This window comes from Fibrisoma limi BUZ 3 (assembly GCF_000296815.2).
Lineage (GTDB): Bacteria > Bacteroidota > Bacteroidia > Cytophagales > Spirosomataceae > Fibrisoma > Fibrisoma limi.
Genome location: NZ_CAIT01000010.1, coordinates 484,693 through 501,783 on the forward strand (window position 1 = coordinate 484,693; position 17,091 = coordinate 501,783).

The following is a 17,091-nucleotide window of genomic DNA, read 5'->3' on the forward strand; positions in this document are numbered from 1 at the left end:
ACGGTCAGAACGTTAAAGCGATAATTGATGCTGCATAGGTGCCAAATGTGGTGTAGGCGGCTGCCCGGTGGTACGGCTTCAACTCGTAGTTGGTCTGAATGGCGCGCGCCAGAATATTCGTAGCGACCATACCCGTCAGGTGAACAATCGCCAGGTATTTGTGCAGTTTTATAGAACTGAAGCCCTTCCGCGAGCCAACCGCCGGAGGAGGGGAGGTCAGCGCCAGCGCCAGGGTTGTTCCGTACGAAATGTTGATGAACGTAGCCATGTTTTCGTGCTGGCGCTTCACCCGGACGTAGTCTTCACCTTTGGCATTATATAGTTTTGCCCCCAGAAACCCCTGGGCAACGAAGCCCGCCAGCGTAACGAAGCCGCCGATCTGATGCGTTACGAGCATCGTCCGCCGAATTTTAAGTTCCTTGGCGCGGCCTTCGGCCGTCAGGGGAGCTGCGTTGGTGATCCGCAACAGTCCTTTGGGTCCCCAGAATGCCCGTTGTGTGAAAATCATCTTACGAGGAAGCAGGGGCTGTGCTTCAGTTGAGTCGGTCAGATCAGCCAGCAACGCATCGGCATCCGTAGTGGCCGGGGCCGTAGTGTCGGCAACCGTACGGACAGAATCCGGCGTAGCGGTCGGGTTCTGCGCCTGAACAGACCCAATGCCAAGAAAAAGCAGGAAAATGGTAAGCAGTCGATGTTTCATAAGGTAAACAGGGGACGGCTGAGCCGTCCCCACTTCATAGGTTAGCAGGCATTATTCAGTTACGCGCAGTCTATTGCCGTCGGAGCTCAGTTCGGTTTTATACACCTTAAGCGTCTGGCTGGCCGGTCCCACCTCAACGGTTCCGTTAGATCTGAATTGAGAGCCGTGATTAGGGCAATAGAAATCATCATCGCCGAGTCTGTATTCAATGGTTGTGCCCTGGTGGGTACATATTTTAGACAACGCTACGTAGTTGCCTCCTTTAACGCGGGCAACAATGACATCGCCCTGGTACAAGAAACCGCCGTCGGTTTTCAACTTCTGGTTGGCCGTTGTCGTCAGATCGAGCGTAAAATCGACCTTGGTGTTGCTATTCCCATTTCCGCCGGGAGTCGGATCATCGCCGTCGCTGCTCGAACAGGACGTCAGGGTACCCATGCAATAGAATGACATCAGTGCTGCGCTACTTAAGCCCAGGCTGCGCAGAAATTCGCCACGTTTGATGGTCTCAACAGGTTGTGTCTTGGTTTTCATCGTGTTACAATTTAGTGTATATACATTGGTATGTAGTTGAAAGCGTAATGTGACTAAAAGCGTTACAGACGATACCTGATTGACAGAAATGCGCCGGTGCTGAGCAGATTGTATTTGTACACACCGATGCCCCGCAACGGAGCCTTTATGAACGGTTCAAGCTGCCCGGAAAGCCGCTGACTGAACGGATGCTCATACCCAACAGACATATTAAGCTGGCTGAGTCCGTAGGGACCGGTTTTCGTACTCCAATCGCGGTACTTAATGTGCGGGTTGTTCGGGTTTTTATAATTGTATTTGTAATCTTCGCGGAGCATAACGTACGACGTAACGCCCCCACTGACGAACCACCGGGCGACTGAGCCATTTGGCCGCGGCCGGACGATGAGGTCGTATCGGAGGTTAATCGGGATGTCGAGCATATTACAGCGTCCATCGACGGTTGCTGGTTCCGGACCAAAGACGTTATACGGTGGCCATTCGTATGCATCGCCGTTGGCGCGGTAAATTTTGGTACTATGCAGGATGCCAATCTGGCCACTCCACCGCCGGGCCATTCGGTACTCCAGCATCAGTCCTACGTTGGTGCCGGGTTTAGAGAAGTTACGTAAACCGATGCCACTTAGATCTGGTGATACCACCGCCCGTATACTTAATCCCTTTTGCAAAGGAGCCGCTGACGTTGAGCGGACCACTACAGGAGCTGTTACTGGTTCAACCTGTTCAGTTGATAGCGTCAGGTGCGGCCACTGCATCGGCCGGATCGCTAAGGCATTGACCGTAGGCAATGAAGCCCGTTCGCTAACCGACGATGCTGTCGGTAGCGATGTTGAGCCACCGGCCGACGCGTCAATGCGTTCACTACGTATTGCGGTGCCAACACCCAAATTTTCAGGTAGCCGGGAACGGACATACTGACCCAGAAGCGCATCCGTTGGCTGCCGGTTTGTTCGGGGTCGGCGAACTGTATTCTGGGTGGCTGACCGGTCTTCGTTTACCCGACGTGAGGGGGAAACCGTAGCGACATTCGCTGGCTGACGACCGGAGGCTGTTCGATTGGCTACCTCATTGGTTGGCAAACGGGAGGAGCTTTGTGGCTGCCTTTCGCCTGATGTCGCGGTTGTGACGGGTTGATCAATCGGCTGATTCTTTCTTGTCGACTGGGGTGAGCCGGCTGGGCTACGTTGCGTATAATCAGTTTGTTGTTCAGCAACCGACGCGGTTTTTGCCGCAGGCGCTGACCGCTGGTCCGTCGAGGGGCGTACCAGCGAAGTCCCGGAACCGGTAGCGTTCCGTTGAACGGCTGCAACCGAACCGGCTGTAGGTTTAGACGGTACGTTCTCCAGCGCATACCAGGTTACTCCCGATAGTATCAGAAGTAGACCGGGAAGGCCCCAACGTAATAGTTTTCCCAGAAAAGCCGTTTGGCCAGTGGTTCCGTCGTGGGCATCCAGCTTGCTTTGCATGGCTTGCCACGCTGCGGGGTCAAACGTTGGCTCGAACTCTTCAGCCGATTTTCTGAAGAGCCCGTCCAGTTGGTCATCGGTTAGCTCTTGCATACTCATCGTGATTCATTTGCTTAAGTAATACGCGTAGGTTTTCCCGCGCCCGGGCTAAGTTAGACTTCGACGTACCGACAGAAATGTTGAGCTTTTCGGCAATTTCTTCGTGGCTGAATCCGTCAATGGCGTACAGGTTGAACACAATCCGATAGGCCGGGCTCAACCGCTGAACCAGCCCAATCAGGTCTTCGTGGGCCAATTGGCTGAATGCATCAGCCTGATCCGATACGATTGTCTGACCAGCCCGGTCAATATCATCGTGTTTATGGTGATGAATCTCGTGCCGGTAATGATCCAGGGCCGTATTGATCAGAATACGCCGAAGCCAGCCTTTGAATGAATGTTCGGGATCGTACTGCTCCAGCCGGGTAAACACCTTTAGAAAACCGTCGTTCAGCACTTCCAGCGCTTCCTCCCGGGTAGGTGTGTAGCGCAGGCAAACGCCCATAGCGTAGCCGTAGAACTGCCGGTAGAGCAATTCCTGACTTTGCCGGTGGTTGCGCAGACAACCCGCCAGCAAATCAGACAGCGCTGGAGCCTTTGGAGCGTTAGACACAGTGCGTATGGTTAAGATTTGTCGGTCGGCGTCTGACGGATAAAGCGTTACGTTTCAGATGCCGACCGGTTTACTTATCAATTCAATGGGGCTTCCGGCGTCGTTTTGTACACAATAGGCCAAACCCCTGGCCGCGGTACGCTGACCCCCTTGGTGCTGCCCCGCTGATTCTGATCACTACCAAAGTAGTAGAGCGGCCAACCTTTGTAGGTAAGCTGCTTACGACCGAATACATCGATGACATTAAAATCTGCCTTATTTAACGTTGAGGGAATTTCGGTAAGCGAGGCTTCGAACAACGGCCAGGTGGCGTTGTTGCTCAGATCGGCTTTCGTATACGTATTATTGTTCTTCTTGTCGGGCGCGAAGGCATACAGGGTGCGGCCGGTGCTATCCGTAAAATACAACGTATTTCCGGTTGCTTCTTTATAGTCACTCGTGTAATTTTTTCCGTCCAGGCCTTTCAACTGGCCGGCCGCAATCAGGATGGTGTAGTTTGGCTTGGCCACGAACCAGCGCTCATTGACGTTTTCGCCCTTGACGTCGCCGGCCTGGGCATCATTCGCGAAATAGTAAAGCGGCCAGCCTTTATACGCTGTTTGCTTATCGCCGTCGGCGCGGGTAATGGTGGTGAAATCAGATGCCTTCAAGCCGTTTCCTACCGTTAACGTTTCTTTAAAAAATACGGGCCAGTTGGTTTTGCACTGACCCGAACAGGCCGAATTGCCATCAACATCCGGCGAGAAAACATAAAGTGTTTTACCGCCGTCGCCGGTCAGGACGGTCCCGAGCGAGGTTGTCGCCAGAGACACATCTGGAGCCGGGGTCGTATTGTCGTCTTTCTGGCAGGCCAGTGTTCCAGCCGCCAGCAGTACCGCCCATGTTATGTAGCGGGCACTGGTTGTAGCGAATTTCATGGTTATCAACTGTGTTTGGAAGGTGAAAACTGAACAGTTGAACCGGTTCTCAGCCATATACGCACACTTTAGAGAAAGGGTTGCGTGCGTCAGAAAAAAAAGTGCGGCCACCAAAAGCTCTCTTTGTGTAAAGAGAGCTTTTGGTGGCCGCAAGAACCAACGGCTGCCTGAAAGGCTACGTTACATCTGTTGCTCGTGATTGACCGGTTCCTGGCTAACAACGGGCTCTTTCATAATCAAGTGGCCCATTTTGTCGCGCTTGGTACGTAGGTACCGCTCATTATACGGATTGGCCGGTATTTCGATGGGCACGCTGTCTACAATTTCCAGGCCATACCCCATCAGACCGGCCCGTTTTTTAGGATTGTTCGAAATGAGCCGGATTTTATGGATGTTCAGGTCGCGCAGAATCTGAGCGCCTACGCCATAATCGCGGGCGTCCATGGGTAAACCGAGGTCCAGATTTGCCTCGACTGTATCGCGGCCCATTTCCTGTAGTTTGTACGCTTTCAGTTTGTTGATCAGACCAATGCCGCGGCCTTCCTGAAACATATACAGCACAACTCCCTTGCCTTCCGCTTCGACCATCTGCATGGCCGTGTGCAACTGACCTCCGCAGTCGCAGCGGCATGAGCCGAAAATATCGCCCGTTACACACGAAGAGTGCACACGAACCAGCACCGGCTCGTCGGGTTCCCATGAGCCTTTTACCAGCGCCAGGTGCGTATCGCCCGTGTTGCTTTGCTTATAGGCAATCAGGTCGAAATGGCCCCATTCGGTAGGCATGTCAACGCCAATCTCGCGCCGGATCAGACTCTCGGTCCGGAGCCGGTATTCGATCAGGTCCTGGATGCTAACCAATTTCATGCCAAACCGATCGGCCATCAGCCGAAGCTCAGGCAGTCGGGCCATAGTACCATCTTCGTTCAGCACTTCGATCAGCACACCCGCCGGCTCCAGCCCCGCCAGCCGAGCCAGATCGACGGCCGCTTCGGTATGCCCTGCCCGGCGAATAACGCCCCCTTCGACGGCCCGCAACGGGAAAATATGCCCCGGACGGCCCAAATCTTCGGGTTTGGTGTCCGGATCAACCAGCGCCTGAATCGTTTTAGAACGGTCGGAGGCCGAAATGCCGGTGGTACAGCCATTGCCCAGCAAATCGACCGATACGGTAAACGGTGTTGTATGCACAGACGTATTGCTGGTAACCATCATTTCGAGGCCCAGCTCGTGGCATCGCTCCTCTGTAAGGGGCGCACACATCAGTCCGCGGCCTTCCCGAATCATGAAATTAACCATTTCCGGGGTGATTTTTTCGGCCGCGCAGATCATATCGCCTTCGTTTTCACGATCTTCATCGTCGACTACCAGCACAATTTTGCCATCCCGAATGTCGGCGATGGCATCTTCAATCCGGTCCAGCCGAATCGGAACGGGGGCGGTAGTATTGGTATTATTATTGCTCATAGCTTGGTCGATGCGTGTCGGCGGAGTTACCTTTGAACTATTTATTAAGCGGTTTGTAAGTTTGGAGAATCCAGACTTTATCCAGAAAACTGATTTCGACAAAGATACGTTTCCCGGGGCGCGAAAATGTCCGCTGATGCGTTTTTACGGTAACAACCGACCCAACTACGATAACGATAAAACTTTACCCTTTGTGCTAATCTTAAGAATGTGGCCGATCGATGCTAGGGTGAAAACCAGGTGGCCAGGGCTTTATTCGCTATTGGCTTTTACGGCGCTCCTGCTGTTTACGCCCCCCCTGCTTTACGCGCAAAATGTGTGTCTGAACCCCGGAGCAGCCGCAAAAGGAGCTTTTGATCTTCAAAGCAGCCGCATTTGCGTAGGCTCTCCGGTTGTGATTACCAACGTACCGAACAGCGTAACGAACGTAGGCTATAGTTATGACTACAAAGGCAATGGTATCCCGACTAACACTACCCCCAACACTACGTTTACTTACACCCAGCCGGGCTCATTCACGATTCTGCAGGTTGGTAGCGGAGGAGGTCTGGCAACGGGTACTATTTTCTGCCGGCAGGTAGATGTGTTGCCGCTCGATCCGGTGAAGTTTACCGTACGCTCGTGTTCCGGCCGGAAGGTTATTCTGGATGTGAAGCTGGACGATAAGACCGACAAATACAATGTGTACACCATCCGGTGGGGCGACGGCAATACGGAACAGGTGCTCAGGAGCCAGATTGTTAACCAACCTACGCATACGTATTCCAACACGGGAGCAGCCAATTACACCATTCAGGTTATAGGCGGCTATAATGCACCGGTTAGTTGCAGTTCACCGGTATCAACCACTACGGTCAGTCTCGCCCCGACGGCCCAGCAACCGACGATTACGAAACTAACGACGGTCAACGAAGGCACCATTTCCATTCAATATCAGGCCAATGGGAGCACCAACGTACAACTGTACCGCAAGGATGGAAGCGGGGCCTATACCGCAACCGGCCAGGTGGGCAACAATACCGGCACGTTTACCGTCAATTCGGTTGATACCAAGCAGGAGCAATGCTTTCAACTGGCGTTTGAAGATGGTTGCGGTAATGTGGGTGCCCGGTCGGAGGAGGTGTGCAGCGTCGTGCTGAACGCAACCGCCAGCAACAAACAGAACGACCTGAAGTGGACGCCCTACGGTGGAAACGCAGCTAATTTTCGGTACTATCGGCTTTTCCGGAACGGGCAACCGACCGGAGGGCTGATCACCAACCGGACGTTATCGACATTCAGCGATAATAACCGTATCGAGTGCGGCAGCCAGTATTGCTATTACGTAGAAGCCTACATCAACAGCGGCCGTACGGTAGTGACCTCAATGCCCACCTGCGTAACCGGCCAGAACGGCGAAACCCCCGGCGAGTTCCGGTCCATTCTGGTGTCAATAGAAGATGGAGCGCCCCGCCTGGTGGCCACGTTGCCAACAACCGGTACTACGTCGAGCTACGCCATGCTGGTGAGCCGGGCCGATAATCCGTCCGGACCGTTCCAGCCCGTTACGTCGGTCGCCAATCGGAACGTGTACGAAGATAAAAGCGCCAATCCGTCAACTCAGTCGTATTGCTATCAGGTGGCGTATCAGAACAACTGTGGGCTGCAATCGCCACCGTCCAAACCTGTCTGTACGGTACATGTAGGGGCCGGACCATCGGATGCCATCGGCTGGACCACCAGTTCGCCTTTTGCGCCCGGAACGGTTGACAGCTATACCGTCGAAATTATTGACTCGCTGAATGGAACAAAGCGTGAGATTCCGCTTGGCATGAACACCCAGTACCAGCCCGATCCGAACGATCCGAATCTACAGACCCAGCGTTTCCGGATCATTGCCGTATCGAACAACGGAACCACTAGCTACTCCAATTTCTACACCTTCCGACGCGAGGCCAAAATTCTGACGCCGACGGCTTTTTCCCCCAACGGCGATGGCATCAACGACGAGTTCATTCCCAAAGGCTTGTTCTGGGACCAGTTCAGTATGCAGGTCTACAATCGCTGGGGCGAAGTCGTTTACAGCACTACCGATCAGACCAAGGGGTGGGATGGTACCGTCAGCGGGCAGCCAGCTTCGGCGGGGCAGTATATGTTCCGGATTGAGGTGCGGGATCTGACGGGTCAGAAAACAGTCACGACCGGTGCCGTGTTGTTACTACGATAGCAGCAGGCCGTGCGCGAATCAGCCGATAAGTTGGTAAGTTTGCAGGCGTTTGAGTCCGGTAGGGCTCCGAACGACCGCGGCTAGTGCGACTATCTAGGCATGTACTGCCGGGCTGATTAACTAATCGAAATAGTATGTTCAACATGATGGATATGTTCGGGAAGATGAAGGAAGTTCAGGCCCGAATGAAAGAAGCGCAGGAATCGCTGAGCACCATTTCTGAAACTGGCGAAGCCGGGGCCGGACTGGTACGGGTGACGGTCAACGGTCTGAAGCACGTGCAAAAGATTGAGCTTGATGCCGACCTGATCAAGCCCGAAGAGCGTGAAATGCTGCAGGACCTGATTGTGGCAGCCACAAACAAGGCAATGGATAACGTTGAAACCAAAGCCCGTGAACACCTTCGCCAGGCTACCGAAGGTTTACTGCCCAACATCCCCGGCCTTGATCTGGGCGGGTTAATGCAATAGATGGATACCCTCGCGATTGTCATTCTCAATTACAACGGCAAACGATATTTAGAAACATTTCTGCCTTCGGTCATTGCCAATGCCGAAGGCTTTCCTGTTTACGTAGCCGACAGTGCCTCGACTGACGATTCGGTTTCGTTTCTGCGTGCGCAATTCCCATCGGTCCGGGTGATTCAACTGGCCAGCAACGAAGGGTATGCAGGCGGGTACAATGCGGCTTTGGCGTCCGTTCGGGAGCAATATGGAGGAGCCCGGTATTACGTACTGCCCAATTCTGATATTGACGTGACACCGGGCTGGATTGCGCCCATTCTTCAGCTACTCGAAGCCAATCCGGCCATTGCGGCCTGTCAGCCTAAAATTCGGGCGTATGACCGGCCCCGGCAGTTTGAACATGCGGGCGCGGCTGGGGGCTTTGTCGATTATCTCGGCTATGTATTTTGCCGGGGCCGGGTGTTTGCCACGTTTGAAGACGATCTGGGGCAGTACGACGATAATCGGCCCGTGTTCTGGGCAACGGGCGCCTGTCTGTTTGTTCGGGCAGATGTATTTCACCAAACCGGCGGTTTCGATTCAGCGTTCTTTGCCCATATGGAAGAGATTGACTGGTGCTGGCGGGTACAGCGGCTGGGCTACCAGGTCTGGGCCTGCGGTCAATCGGTGGTGTATCACGTCGGGGGCGGTACGCTTCATAAATCAAATCCTCGGAAAACGTACCTAAACTACCGGAACAGCCTGTATATGCTCTATAAGAACTGGTCCGGCGACTGGCTTTGGGGGCGAATCCTGTTCCGTCTAGTGCTCGATGGTGTATCGTCACTGCTGTTTCTGAAAGAAGGACAGTGGCGCGACGTATTGGCTATTATTCAGGCCCATTTCGCCTTCTATGGGCATCTGCCACAGCTTCGGCAGCAACGCCGGGCCTTACGTCAGCAGCAGACGACAGAGGTTAAGCTGTATCCGCGCAGCATTGTATGGGAATACTTTGTGGAGGGCAAAAAAACGTACCGTGAGCTTACTTAGCCCTGGCCCGGCGGGAACGGTTTGCCGTAGCGGCCTGGCCAGGCTACAATTCCCAGATGGTCGGGTGAGCGTGGCGCCGAAGGTGCTTATTCATCTCCATCCAGAACGCCAGAATCAGGTATAAAATCACGGGGGAGCCCAGCGTCAGGAAGGATGTATAGATGAAATACAGGCGAATGCTGCTGGCTGAAATATTCATCTTTTCGCCAAGCAGTGTGCAGACACCGAAGGCCTGTTTTTCCACGAAATATCTGATCTTGTGCATAACCTCTACCTCTGAAAGATCCAACCTATATACGTAGAAAGTTTTAAGCAAATCTAACGATTACCTATTACAGATTGTTTGGGATATTTAAAAAAATGCGAAAAATACTTATTGAAAATGTTAATTTTAGCCTGAGTTTGAGTTGAATGTGGAACAAATTTATTTACTTTGTGTTGTAAGGAGGTTGGCAAAAATATCAACAAATGCCTTCCACTAAGCGACAAAGTCCGTTGAGTCTTAACCAAGTGTCCCATCCGTATGCGTACTTTGGTGCCTGTTTCGCGTTCTTTGTTAGTAATGTGCCCCTTTGTATGTTTAATTGTTTAATTTTTTACTTTTTATGCAAACAGGTGTAGTAAAATTCTTTAACGAGAGCAAAGGCTACGGATTTATCGTTGAAGACGATTCCAACCGGGACATTTTCGTCCACATCACTGGTCTGAACGGCGCCACCATTCGCGAAAAAGACCGGGTTCAATTTGAAGTAGTTGAGGGTAAAAAAGGGCTCAACGCTGTAAAAGTTAAGAAATTGGACGCAGACTATTAATCATAGCTGCGCATACTAATAAAAACCCCGTTCGATGGCCGAGCGGGGTTTTTCTTTGTCCCACAGTCAGGCAGTCCAACTGTGGGATACGTATTATTGACCAGTCCAGCTCTTCACTTCGTCGATACCAGGCATCTTAACGTCTAGCTTAAGCTTTTTGCGGACTCCACCCAGGTCATTGAACAGTTTGTTGGGATTGGCCGTGCGTAGTTGCTCAACAGTCAGGAACCCCAGTTTTTGCAGGGCGGGTACCCATTCGGCCGGGATGCCGGCGTTCACGAAATCGGCGTCGTCGGATACCTCGAGCTTCTTTTCCGGGCGCATCTGCGGGAAGAACAGTACGTCCTGGATCGACGGCTGGTTGGTCATGATCATCGTTAGCCGGTCGATGCCAAGCCCGACCCCTGCCGTTGGGGGCATACCGTATTCCAGAGCCCGCAGGAAGTCATCGTCCAGGGCCATTGCTTCTTCATCGCCCCGTTCAGCCAACCGTAGCTGCTCCTCAAAGCGTTCGCGCTGATCCAGCGGGTCGTTCAGCTCGGAGTAGGCGTTGGCGATCTCTTTGCCATTGCAAATGGCCTCAAATCGCTCAACCAGCCCCGGCTTGCTACGGTGCTTTTTCGTTAGGGGCGACATTTCGACCGGGTAATCCGTAATGAACGTTGGCTGGATCAGGTTCGGCTCAACCGCATCGCCAAAGATTTCGTCGATCAGTTTCGACTTGCCCATGGTGCTGTCGACCTTGATGCCGCGGCTCTCCGCTACGTTCCGGAGTTCATCTTCTTCCATGGCCGATACGTCGATATTGGTATACTCCTGGATGGCTTCAAACATGGTCAGGCGTTTCCAGGGTCGTTTGAAATCGATGACGTTTTCGCCTACGGTTACCTTCGTCGTTCCGGCTACGTCGATGGCAACTTTTTCGACCATCTCCTCGATGGTGTCCATCATCCAGAGGTAGTCTTTGTAGGCGACGTAGAATTCGACCTGCGTAAACTCCGGGTTGTGGGTCCGGTCCATGCCTTCATTGCGGAAGTCTTTGGCGAATTCGAACACGCCATCGTAGCCACCGACGATCAGTCGCTTCAGGTACAGTTCGTTGGCGATCCGCAGGTACAGCGTCATGTCCAGTGTGTTGTGGTGGGTGCGGAATGGACGCGCGGCTGCTCCACCGTGAATGGGCTGGAGAATTGGCGTTTCTACCTCCAGGTACCCGCGCTGGCTCAGGAACTGCCGAATGGAATTAACCAGTTTAGTACGTTTGACGAATACGTCACGCACCTGCGGGTTCACGATCAGGTCAACGTAGCGCTGCCGATAGCGTTGTTCGGGATCGGTGAACGCGTCGTAGGTTTCTTTCTCACCTTTCTCGTTCACGACCTCTTTCACAACCGGCAGTGGTCGCAGCGATTTGTTCAGAATTTTGAATTCTTTGACATATACCGACAGCTCGCCGGTTTTGGTCGTGAATACGTGCCCCCGAACGCCGATTATGTCGCCGATATCGAGTAGTTTCTTGAATACCGTGTTGTAAAGCGTCTTGTCCTCGCCGGGGCACAGATCGTCGCGCCGGAAGTAGAGCTGTATCCGTCCGGTCGAATCCTGCAGTTCGGCAAAGGAGGCCGAGCCCTGAATCCGGAAGCTCATCAGCCGTCCGGCCATCTGGATGTTGCCCCAGCGTTCGTCGCCGGAGAAATCCTGCTCGGGAGCTACGACCGTATCGGGGGTAGGCTGGAACGTACCGCGGATGTCGGTTACGGTAGCGGTGACGTCAAAAAGTTCGGCGGGGTAGGGGTCGATCCCCATTCGCATCAGTTCTTCCCGCTTTTGTCGGCGGTTTATTTCCTGTTCGCTCAGCAGCATAGTTCGCAATTTCAGGCCGCAAAATTACGTAAAGTTCTTTGTTCGTGGGCATACGCCAGTGTATTGATACAGGCGGTCGCTGCGAAATAGCCAATTACCGAAGCTCAAAGTGTAAGGTTACCGAACCGCCGAGTTCAATCTGGTCGCCGTGCTGCAACGGATAACTCATACCCGCAATATCGGCCCGTTCCATGCGGTCGTCGGGATGGAAAATCTTGGTTTTGTTGCCACTGGCCGGCAGTCCACCGGCATCGACGAGCAGGGCATATTGACGCTGGGCCATGTTGTAGCGGATCGTTGCGTGAGCCCGGCTGACGGCTCCATTCCCGGCTCCTTTTTCTGGGTCAAAACCGGGATCGTTGTCGTTCAGAATAACAATGTCGTTGGTCCGGACACGGCCTGACGAGGTCTGGGTTGTTCGGCCGCGGCCAATGCAGAAAGTGGTTTGCTGGGTTGGGTCAAGCAAGTATTCCGTTTGCTCGGTCTGCCCGGCCACCGTGACGAGTCGGGCCAGTTGGGGAGGGCCATCCGGCTTCGAACCGTCCAGAACGATCAGCCCCAGATTGCCTTCCCGATACGTACAGTCGGGAAGCTCGCCCTGGTAAAATTCAGACTCAAATCGCCAGTTTTTGGATAAGCTGATGTAGTTATCGGCCAGATGGCGGTTAAGTTCGGTCTGAAACTTACCGGGTTGATTTGTTCGCAGCGCTACCCGGTACGATTCTTCTTCTTCCGGGGATGAACAGGCAATGCAAAGGCGCAAGCCAACCGGAGCCGCACCGGGTTCGTTCTGATAGGGGCGTAGCTTATCGACAATAAACCGGACTACCTGGTCACGGCGCTGGGCAGCTGGAGGTAGTCCGGAAGGCGCTGGTTTAGGCGAAGGGAGGGTTCCTTCCGTATCGTTCGGTTGGTCGGTTGGCTGGTCGACTCGCGACGGTGTGAGGCCGAATAGGGTTTTGAGGGTGTCGATAAAGCTCATGGCTGAGTGGATTAGAAGCTGCCTAAATAACCTTGCTGTTTGAGGATTGGTGCAACGACGGCATTGGCCAGTTGGACGGCCTGAGCTGATGATTCGCCCAGTTCAATCCGTACGCAGGTTACCGTGTGCGACCGGCCTTCGGGTGTTGGGGCAAAAAAGACGTACCAGCCATCGTTTTGCTGTTCGCCCAATACAATCCGTTCGGGCGTTCCGGTTTTTCCGGCGACCCGGGCCACACTGATCTTACTGCGGCCACCGGCGTTCGACTGCTCGATCATAAACTCACGTAACTGCTCCGCATACTCCGGCTGTCGGGCCAGGCGCTGCCCGGTGGGTACAGGTTGGGCTTTGCCGGCCCGGCTCAATACATACCGCGAGGGCTGCATGACGCCGTTGTTGGCAATGGCCCCCGCCATGCGCGCGATGGACGCCGGTGTCGACGACAGTTGGCCCTGCCCCCAGGCTAAACCCGAAAACTCACTACGGTAGCGCCGGGGGTACCGATCGCTCAAGTATAACTTCCGCCGAACCACGAATGATGAGTCCTGCCAGTGTTCCAGTATTCGGTCGCGTTCCGGTTTTGTATGGGTATTCGAAAACGAGTAGCCCCCCACAAAATCGATGTTCATGCCCGTTGCCAGATATAGATCGGCCAGCTCGTTGTCCAGTTGGTTGTCGTTGGCCGCCCGGATAAAATACACGTTGCTGGACCGGACGATGGCTTTTCGCATGTCGACGGACTCGCCACAGGGCTCTGATTCACGGGTGCCACGCCGGATAATCTCCTGACACGAAATAGGATAGCTCAGCGACGATGCCCGTTCTCCGAGCTTGTTGAAGGCCGCCATTGCCGTTAGAATCTTAATGGTCGAACCGGGAGCCGTCGGGTACGTCATACCCAGGTCTCGCTCCGTAACCAGGTACGGGAGCTTTAACCGGTCGCGGTCGGCCAAGAGCATGACTTCGGGCGTTTTTAGGTTTGGGAGCGGGTGCAGCGCCGACGCCAGTACGTCGCCCGAGGCTGCGTCCAGCACCACAACCGACAGGCGTTTATCCCGAAAATCAGACTGCGCCAGAGCCTGTTGCAAGGCCACCTGGAGCTGTGCATCCACACTCAGGGTGAGATCCCGATTCTGAGCTTTACGTCGTTCAACCTCCCGGCTGTCGATACCGGCTCGCAGGGCCGGAGCCAGTTCACTGTAATCGTATACCGACAACGTACGGGTTTGCTGTACAGACGGACTAAACCGGTCGGCCCGGTAGTCGGTCGCGACTAGTTCGCTTTTTCGAGGTCGGCTGTTGAATCCGCGCAGTTCACTGAGGTGCGTTGCTTCGGCGTAGTAGCCGTTGCTCTGCCCCCAGAATAGTTGCGTGTTCAAGTCACCAACCCAGAAAAACAACTGATCGCCGAAGGGATAGTATCGCTGTAATCGCTTCCGGGTGAGTGCATTTATTTGCTGCGGATTGAGGCCGCTTTGTTGAAGTCGGGTGAGTTGCCGGCTAACGGTTTCGGGGGAACTGGCCGCAACAACCACGCCTTTTCGGTCGTAGATAGTACCGGCAGCTATGGCCCGTGTCAGTCGTTCGATGCGGGGATTGTAGCTGTACACCGGATCGCCGTTGCGGGTTACGACCCGGGCCGGCCGGACAATGTATTCATCGCCAGACCAGCCGACAACAGGAAGCAATCGCCCGATGAGGATCAGAACTCCTATCAGAAAGCCCGAAATTCCGGCCATCAGGACGGTATCATAGTGCGTTTCGAGGTACTCGCGCTGCGTAACCTCCCCCGGTCGGTGCGCTACGCTGAAGACCGCACCCATTGCCGTCAGGTTGATAATGAGCGATATTTTCCCGTAACTCAGAAATGGCACGCTGATACCCGTGAGCGGGAGGAGACCGATTGAACCGCCCGCAATGATCAGAAATTGAACGCCGGTAGCGATGGCGATGCCGGTCACCAGGAAAAAACTAAACGGCTGACCAGCCCGGCGAGCATGGAGGAATGTTCGGTGGAGCAGAATGCCCATCAGCAGAAACACCGACGCCAGGCCCGCTCCCCCGAGTTCTTCACCCAGACTAGGCAGAATCATGTCCGTGTGAGCGGCCGGCATAGCGTTGGCAAAGCCTTTGCCCAGCCCTTGCCCGAACCAGCCCCCCGACGATAGTGTCCAGAAACTATGCGCCAGGTGATCACCACCGTACACATCGTTGTTCCACGGGCTAAGCCACATCGCCTTCCGGCCAGCCAGGCGGTCGCCGACAAACGGCAACAGGTCGCCAAACGCAAAAGCAGCCATGACCAGCAGCAGAATGATCGGCGCTTCGACCAGTAAGGCGACCCAGCCGATTCCGGTTTGCGACCGGGCATCGCCCCGCCAGAACATGGAGCCAATGACAGCGATCAGGCTGACGAGCGTCGCCAGCCAGCCGGGCAGCAACCATAGGGCCACTCCGTAGCCAACGCCCGTCGCCAGGGTCAACAACAGATTCCCCCGGGCAATGCTGTAGAACAGCAGGAACGTAAAGCAGACGACCAGTGCGGGGCCCATATCGCCGAGCAGCAGGTACAGCAGCATCAGAAAAACCGCTCCGGCCAGGGCGCCTAAACTGACCCTGAACCGCCAGCGCAGGTCAGGCAACTGCCGGATGTGTTGTTCATTGGCGGCAAAGAAGCCTGCGAAGAAGAGCAGCAGCAGGTACTTGGTGATTTCGCTCGGTTGGAACGTAAGGCCGAGGAAGGATAAGTTAACCCGTACCCCGCTGCCCTCCGGACCCGAGCCGACAAGGAGCGTCAGGGTAGCAAGCCCAATGGCGAGGACCAGCCACGTCCAGCCGGATAGCCGCACTGAGGCCCGATTGCGGAACGTAAACAGCCAGTCATATTGCCAGCGCGTATAGAACCGCCCTACGTTCAGTTGGGATACAACAACCATACCCACCAGCCCCAGAACGAGGCCCTGCAGGGTTTGTCCGGCAAACAGCGTATCCTGCAACGGGTCCTGAATAGCCAGCAGCGTCAGGACGGACAAGCCGGTCAGCAGCATCAGGACCGCCAGCAGCAGCGGGTCGGGCTGAAACCTGCGTAATCCCCAGAAACTGTAGACCGCCCAGAATGATCCCAGAAATAACACCACAATACCCCAGAAGAGCCAGGTGAACGAGGCTGGGGTACGGACAGTAAACGCATGGTCGGTTTTGAGTTGGCTGTACACGACCGAACCGATCAGGCGTAGCCGGTGCGGTCGCGCTTCAAAGGTGTATGTCTGATTGCTGGACAGGCGGCTTGTGCCTTTTCGGCTGCCAAATTCCAATCCAGGTTTAAGCGGTACTACACTATAGGCCGCGTCTTCTTTCAGGCCGGAGAAGGTAAACTGACCATTAGCATCCGTACGGGCGTATACGTATCGGTCGGGGAGGGTATCGGGGCGGGCGGTGGCCGGGTGGCGCTTGAGTTGCACCAATACCCCATCCAGCGGCTGCTCGTCCCGCATAACCTGCCCCGAAATAGCTACCGTTCCACTGCCTACCCGCACCGTTGCCGCATACGGCCTGGGGTTGTTCAGTTCCCGCCGGTACAAGGTCGAGTCGAAGCCCATTTGCTGCCGCGACAACCGAAGCCGGTTCTGAAAATCGTCGCCCCCGATTGCACTGCGCCACGCTACCGGAGCCAGTACCGCAAATGCCCGTTTGTTGATACTACCGAGGTTATCGAGCGAACCATTCTGCGCCAGCTTAGCTGGTAACGAGTCAGCCACAAGTTTTGCGTCGCGGGAGTCGGTGTAGTAGTTACCCGCTGTAAGCAGGCGCTGGATGGCGGCAGACCGAACGCCGGGTTCGAGGTTCAGTGCCTGCCCAGTGGCGTATGCCTCCCGAGCCTGGTTGAGGATGGGTAATAGATTAATGTATAACCGTCCGAAGAGCAGCAGCAACACCAGCGATGTGCCGAGCAGATACAGACGGGCAGGCGAAATGGAAGCAGTGGGCATACGTAGTAAA

At 54.6% G+C, this 17,091-nt stretch carries 14 protein-coding genes; 4 read left to right on the forward strand and 10 right to left on the reverse strand.

What is annotated here, in order from left to right; genetic code table 11:
• Positions 1-4 precede the first annotated feature (4 nt).
• The 6 genes from BN8_RS30005 to BN8_RS30030 form a co-directional block, all read right to left on the reverse strand.
• Positions 5-700 (reverse strand): hypothetical protein, encoded by a 696-nt coding sequence (locus tag BN8_RS30005; RefSeq protein ID WP_009285726.1) that lies wholly within the window; start codon positions 698-700, stop codon positions 5-7.
• A gap of 51 nt (positions 701-751) precedes the next feature.
• The gene (locus BN8_RS30010) at positions 752-1,234 is read right to left on the reverse strand and encodes a QcrA and Rieske domain-containing protein (RefSeq protein ID WP_009285727.1); all 483 of its coding nucleotides are present in this window, start codon (positions 1,232-1,234) and stop codon (positions 752-754) included.
• Positions 1,235-1,296: 62 nt separating this feature from the next.
• Positions 1,297-2,793, reverse strand: a complete 1,497-nt coding sequence (locus BN8_RS30015) for a hypothetical protein (RefSeq protein ID WP_144051857.1) — start codon at positions 2,791-2,793, stop codon at positions 1,297-1,299.
• Positions 2,774-3,352 (reverse strand): RNA polymerase sigma factor, encoded by a 579-nt coding sequence (locus tag BN8_RS30020; protein WP_009285729.1) that lies wholly within the window; start codon positions 3,350-3,352, stop codon positions 2,774-2,776. The genes BN8_RS30015 and BN8_RS30020 overlap by 20 nt, the downstream gene beginning before the upstream one ends.
• Positions 3,353-3,429: 77 nt before the next feature.
• Positions 3,430-4,269 carry a hypothetical protein gene (locus BN8_RS30025; protein ID WP_051041170.1) on the reverse strand — a complete coding sequence of 280 codons (840 nt, stop codon included), beginning with the start codon at positions 4,267-4,269 and terminating at the stop codon, positions 3,430-3,432.
• 180 nt (positions 4,270-4,449) lie between these two features.
• On the reverse strand, positions 4,450-5,736 hold the full coding sequence (locus BN8_RS30030) for a bifunctional 3,4-dihydroxy-2-butanone-4-phosphate synthase/GTP cyclohydrolase II (RefSeq protein WP_009285731.1): 1,287 nt from the start codon (positions 5,734-5,736) through the stop codon (positions 4,450-4,452).
• A 61-nt stretch (positions 5,737-5,797) separates the two neighbouring features.
• Between BN8_RS30030 and BN8_RS30035 the strand changes: the two genes are divergently transcribed.
• The 3 genes from BN8_RS30035 to BN8_RS30045 all read left to right on the forward strand — a co-directional run bounded on the left by BN8_RS30035 (position 5,798) and on the right by BN8_RS30045 (position 9,435).
• Entirely contained in the window at positions 5,798-7,942 is a 2,145-nt protein-coding gene (locus BN8_RS30035) for a T9SS type B sorting domain-containing protein (protein ID WP_229368462.1), read from the forward strand.
• Positions 7,943-8,076: 134 nt separating this feature from the next.
• Positions 8,077-8,412, forward strand: a complete 336-nt coding sequence (locus BN8_RS30040; protein WP_009285733.1) for a YbaB/EbfC family nucleoid-associated protein — start codon at positions 8,077-8,079, stop codon at positions 8,410-8,412.
• The gene (locus BN8_RS30045) at positions 8,413-9,435 is read left to right on the forward strand and encodes a glycosyltransferase family 2 protein (protein ID WP_009285734.1); all 1,023 of its coding nucleotides are present in this window, start codon (positions 8,413-8,415) and stop codon (positions 9,433-9,435) included.
• A gap of 43 nt (positions 9,436-9,478) precedes the next feature.
• On the opposite strand, the gene BN8_RS30050 is transcribed toward BN8_RS30045, so the two are convergent.
• Positions 9,479-9,700 carry a PspC domain-containing protein gene (locus BN8_RS30050; RefSeq protein WP_009285735.1) on the reverse strand — a complete coding sequence of 74 codons (222 nt, stop codon included), beginning with the start codon at positions 9,698-9,700 and terminating at the stop codon, positions 9,479-9,481.
• A gap of 340 nt (positions 9,701-10,040) precedes the next feature.
• Here BN8_RS30050 and BN8_RS30055 point away from each other — a divergent pair, with 340 nt between their 5' ends.
• A complete protein-coding gene (locus BN8_RS30055) occupies positions 10,041-10,247 on the forward strand; it encodes a cold-shock protein (RefSeq protein ID WP_009285736.1) in 207 nt (68 codons plus the stop codon).
• A 93-nt stretch (positions 10,248-10,340) separates the two neighbouring features.
• On the opposite strand, the gene lysS is transcribed toward BN8_RS30055, so the two are convergent.
• The 3 genes from lysS to BN8_RS30070 all read right to left on the reverse strand — a co-directional run bounded on the left by lysS (position 10,341) and on the right by BN8_RS30070 (position 17,081).
• On the reverse strand, positions 10,341-12,110 hold the full coding sequence (gene lysS, locus BN8_RS30060) for a lysine--tRNA ligase (protein WP_009285737.1): 1,770 nt from the start codon (positions 12,108-12,110) through the stop codon (positions 10,341-10,343).
• Between the two features lie 94 nt (positions 12,111-12,204).
• Positions 12,205-13,092, reverse strand: coding sequence for an FHA domain-containing protein (locus BN8_RS30065; RefSeq protein ID WP_009285738.1), 888 nt, complete (start codon positions 13,090-13,092; stop codon positions 12,205-12,207).
• Positions 13,093-13,103: 11 nt separating this feature from the next.
• Positions 13,104-17,081: an FtsW/RodA/SpoVE family cell cycle protein gene (locus tag BN8_RS30070; RefSeq protein ID WP_009285739.1), complete on the reverse strand. Its 3,978-nt coding sequence runs from the start codon at positions 17,079-17,081 to the stop codon at positions 13,104-13,106.
• Positions 17,082-17,091 lie beyond the last annotated feature (10 nt).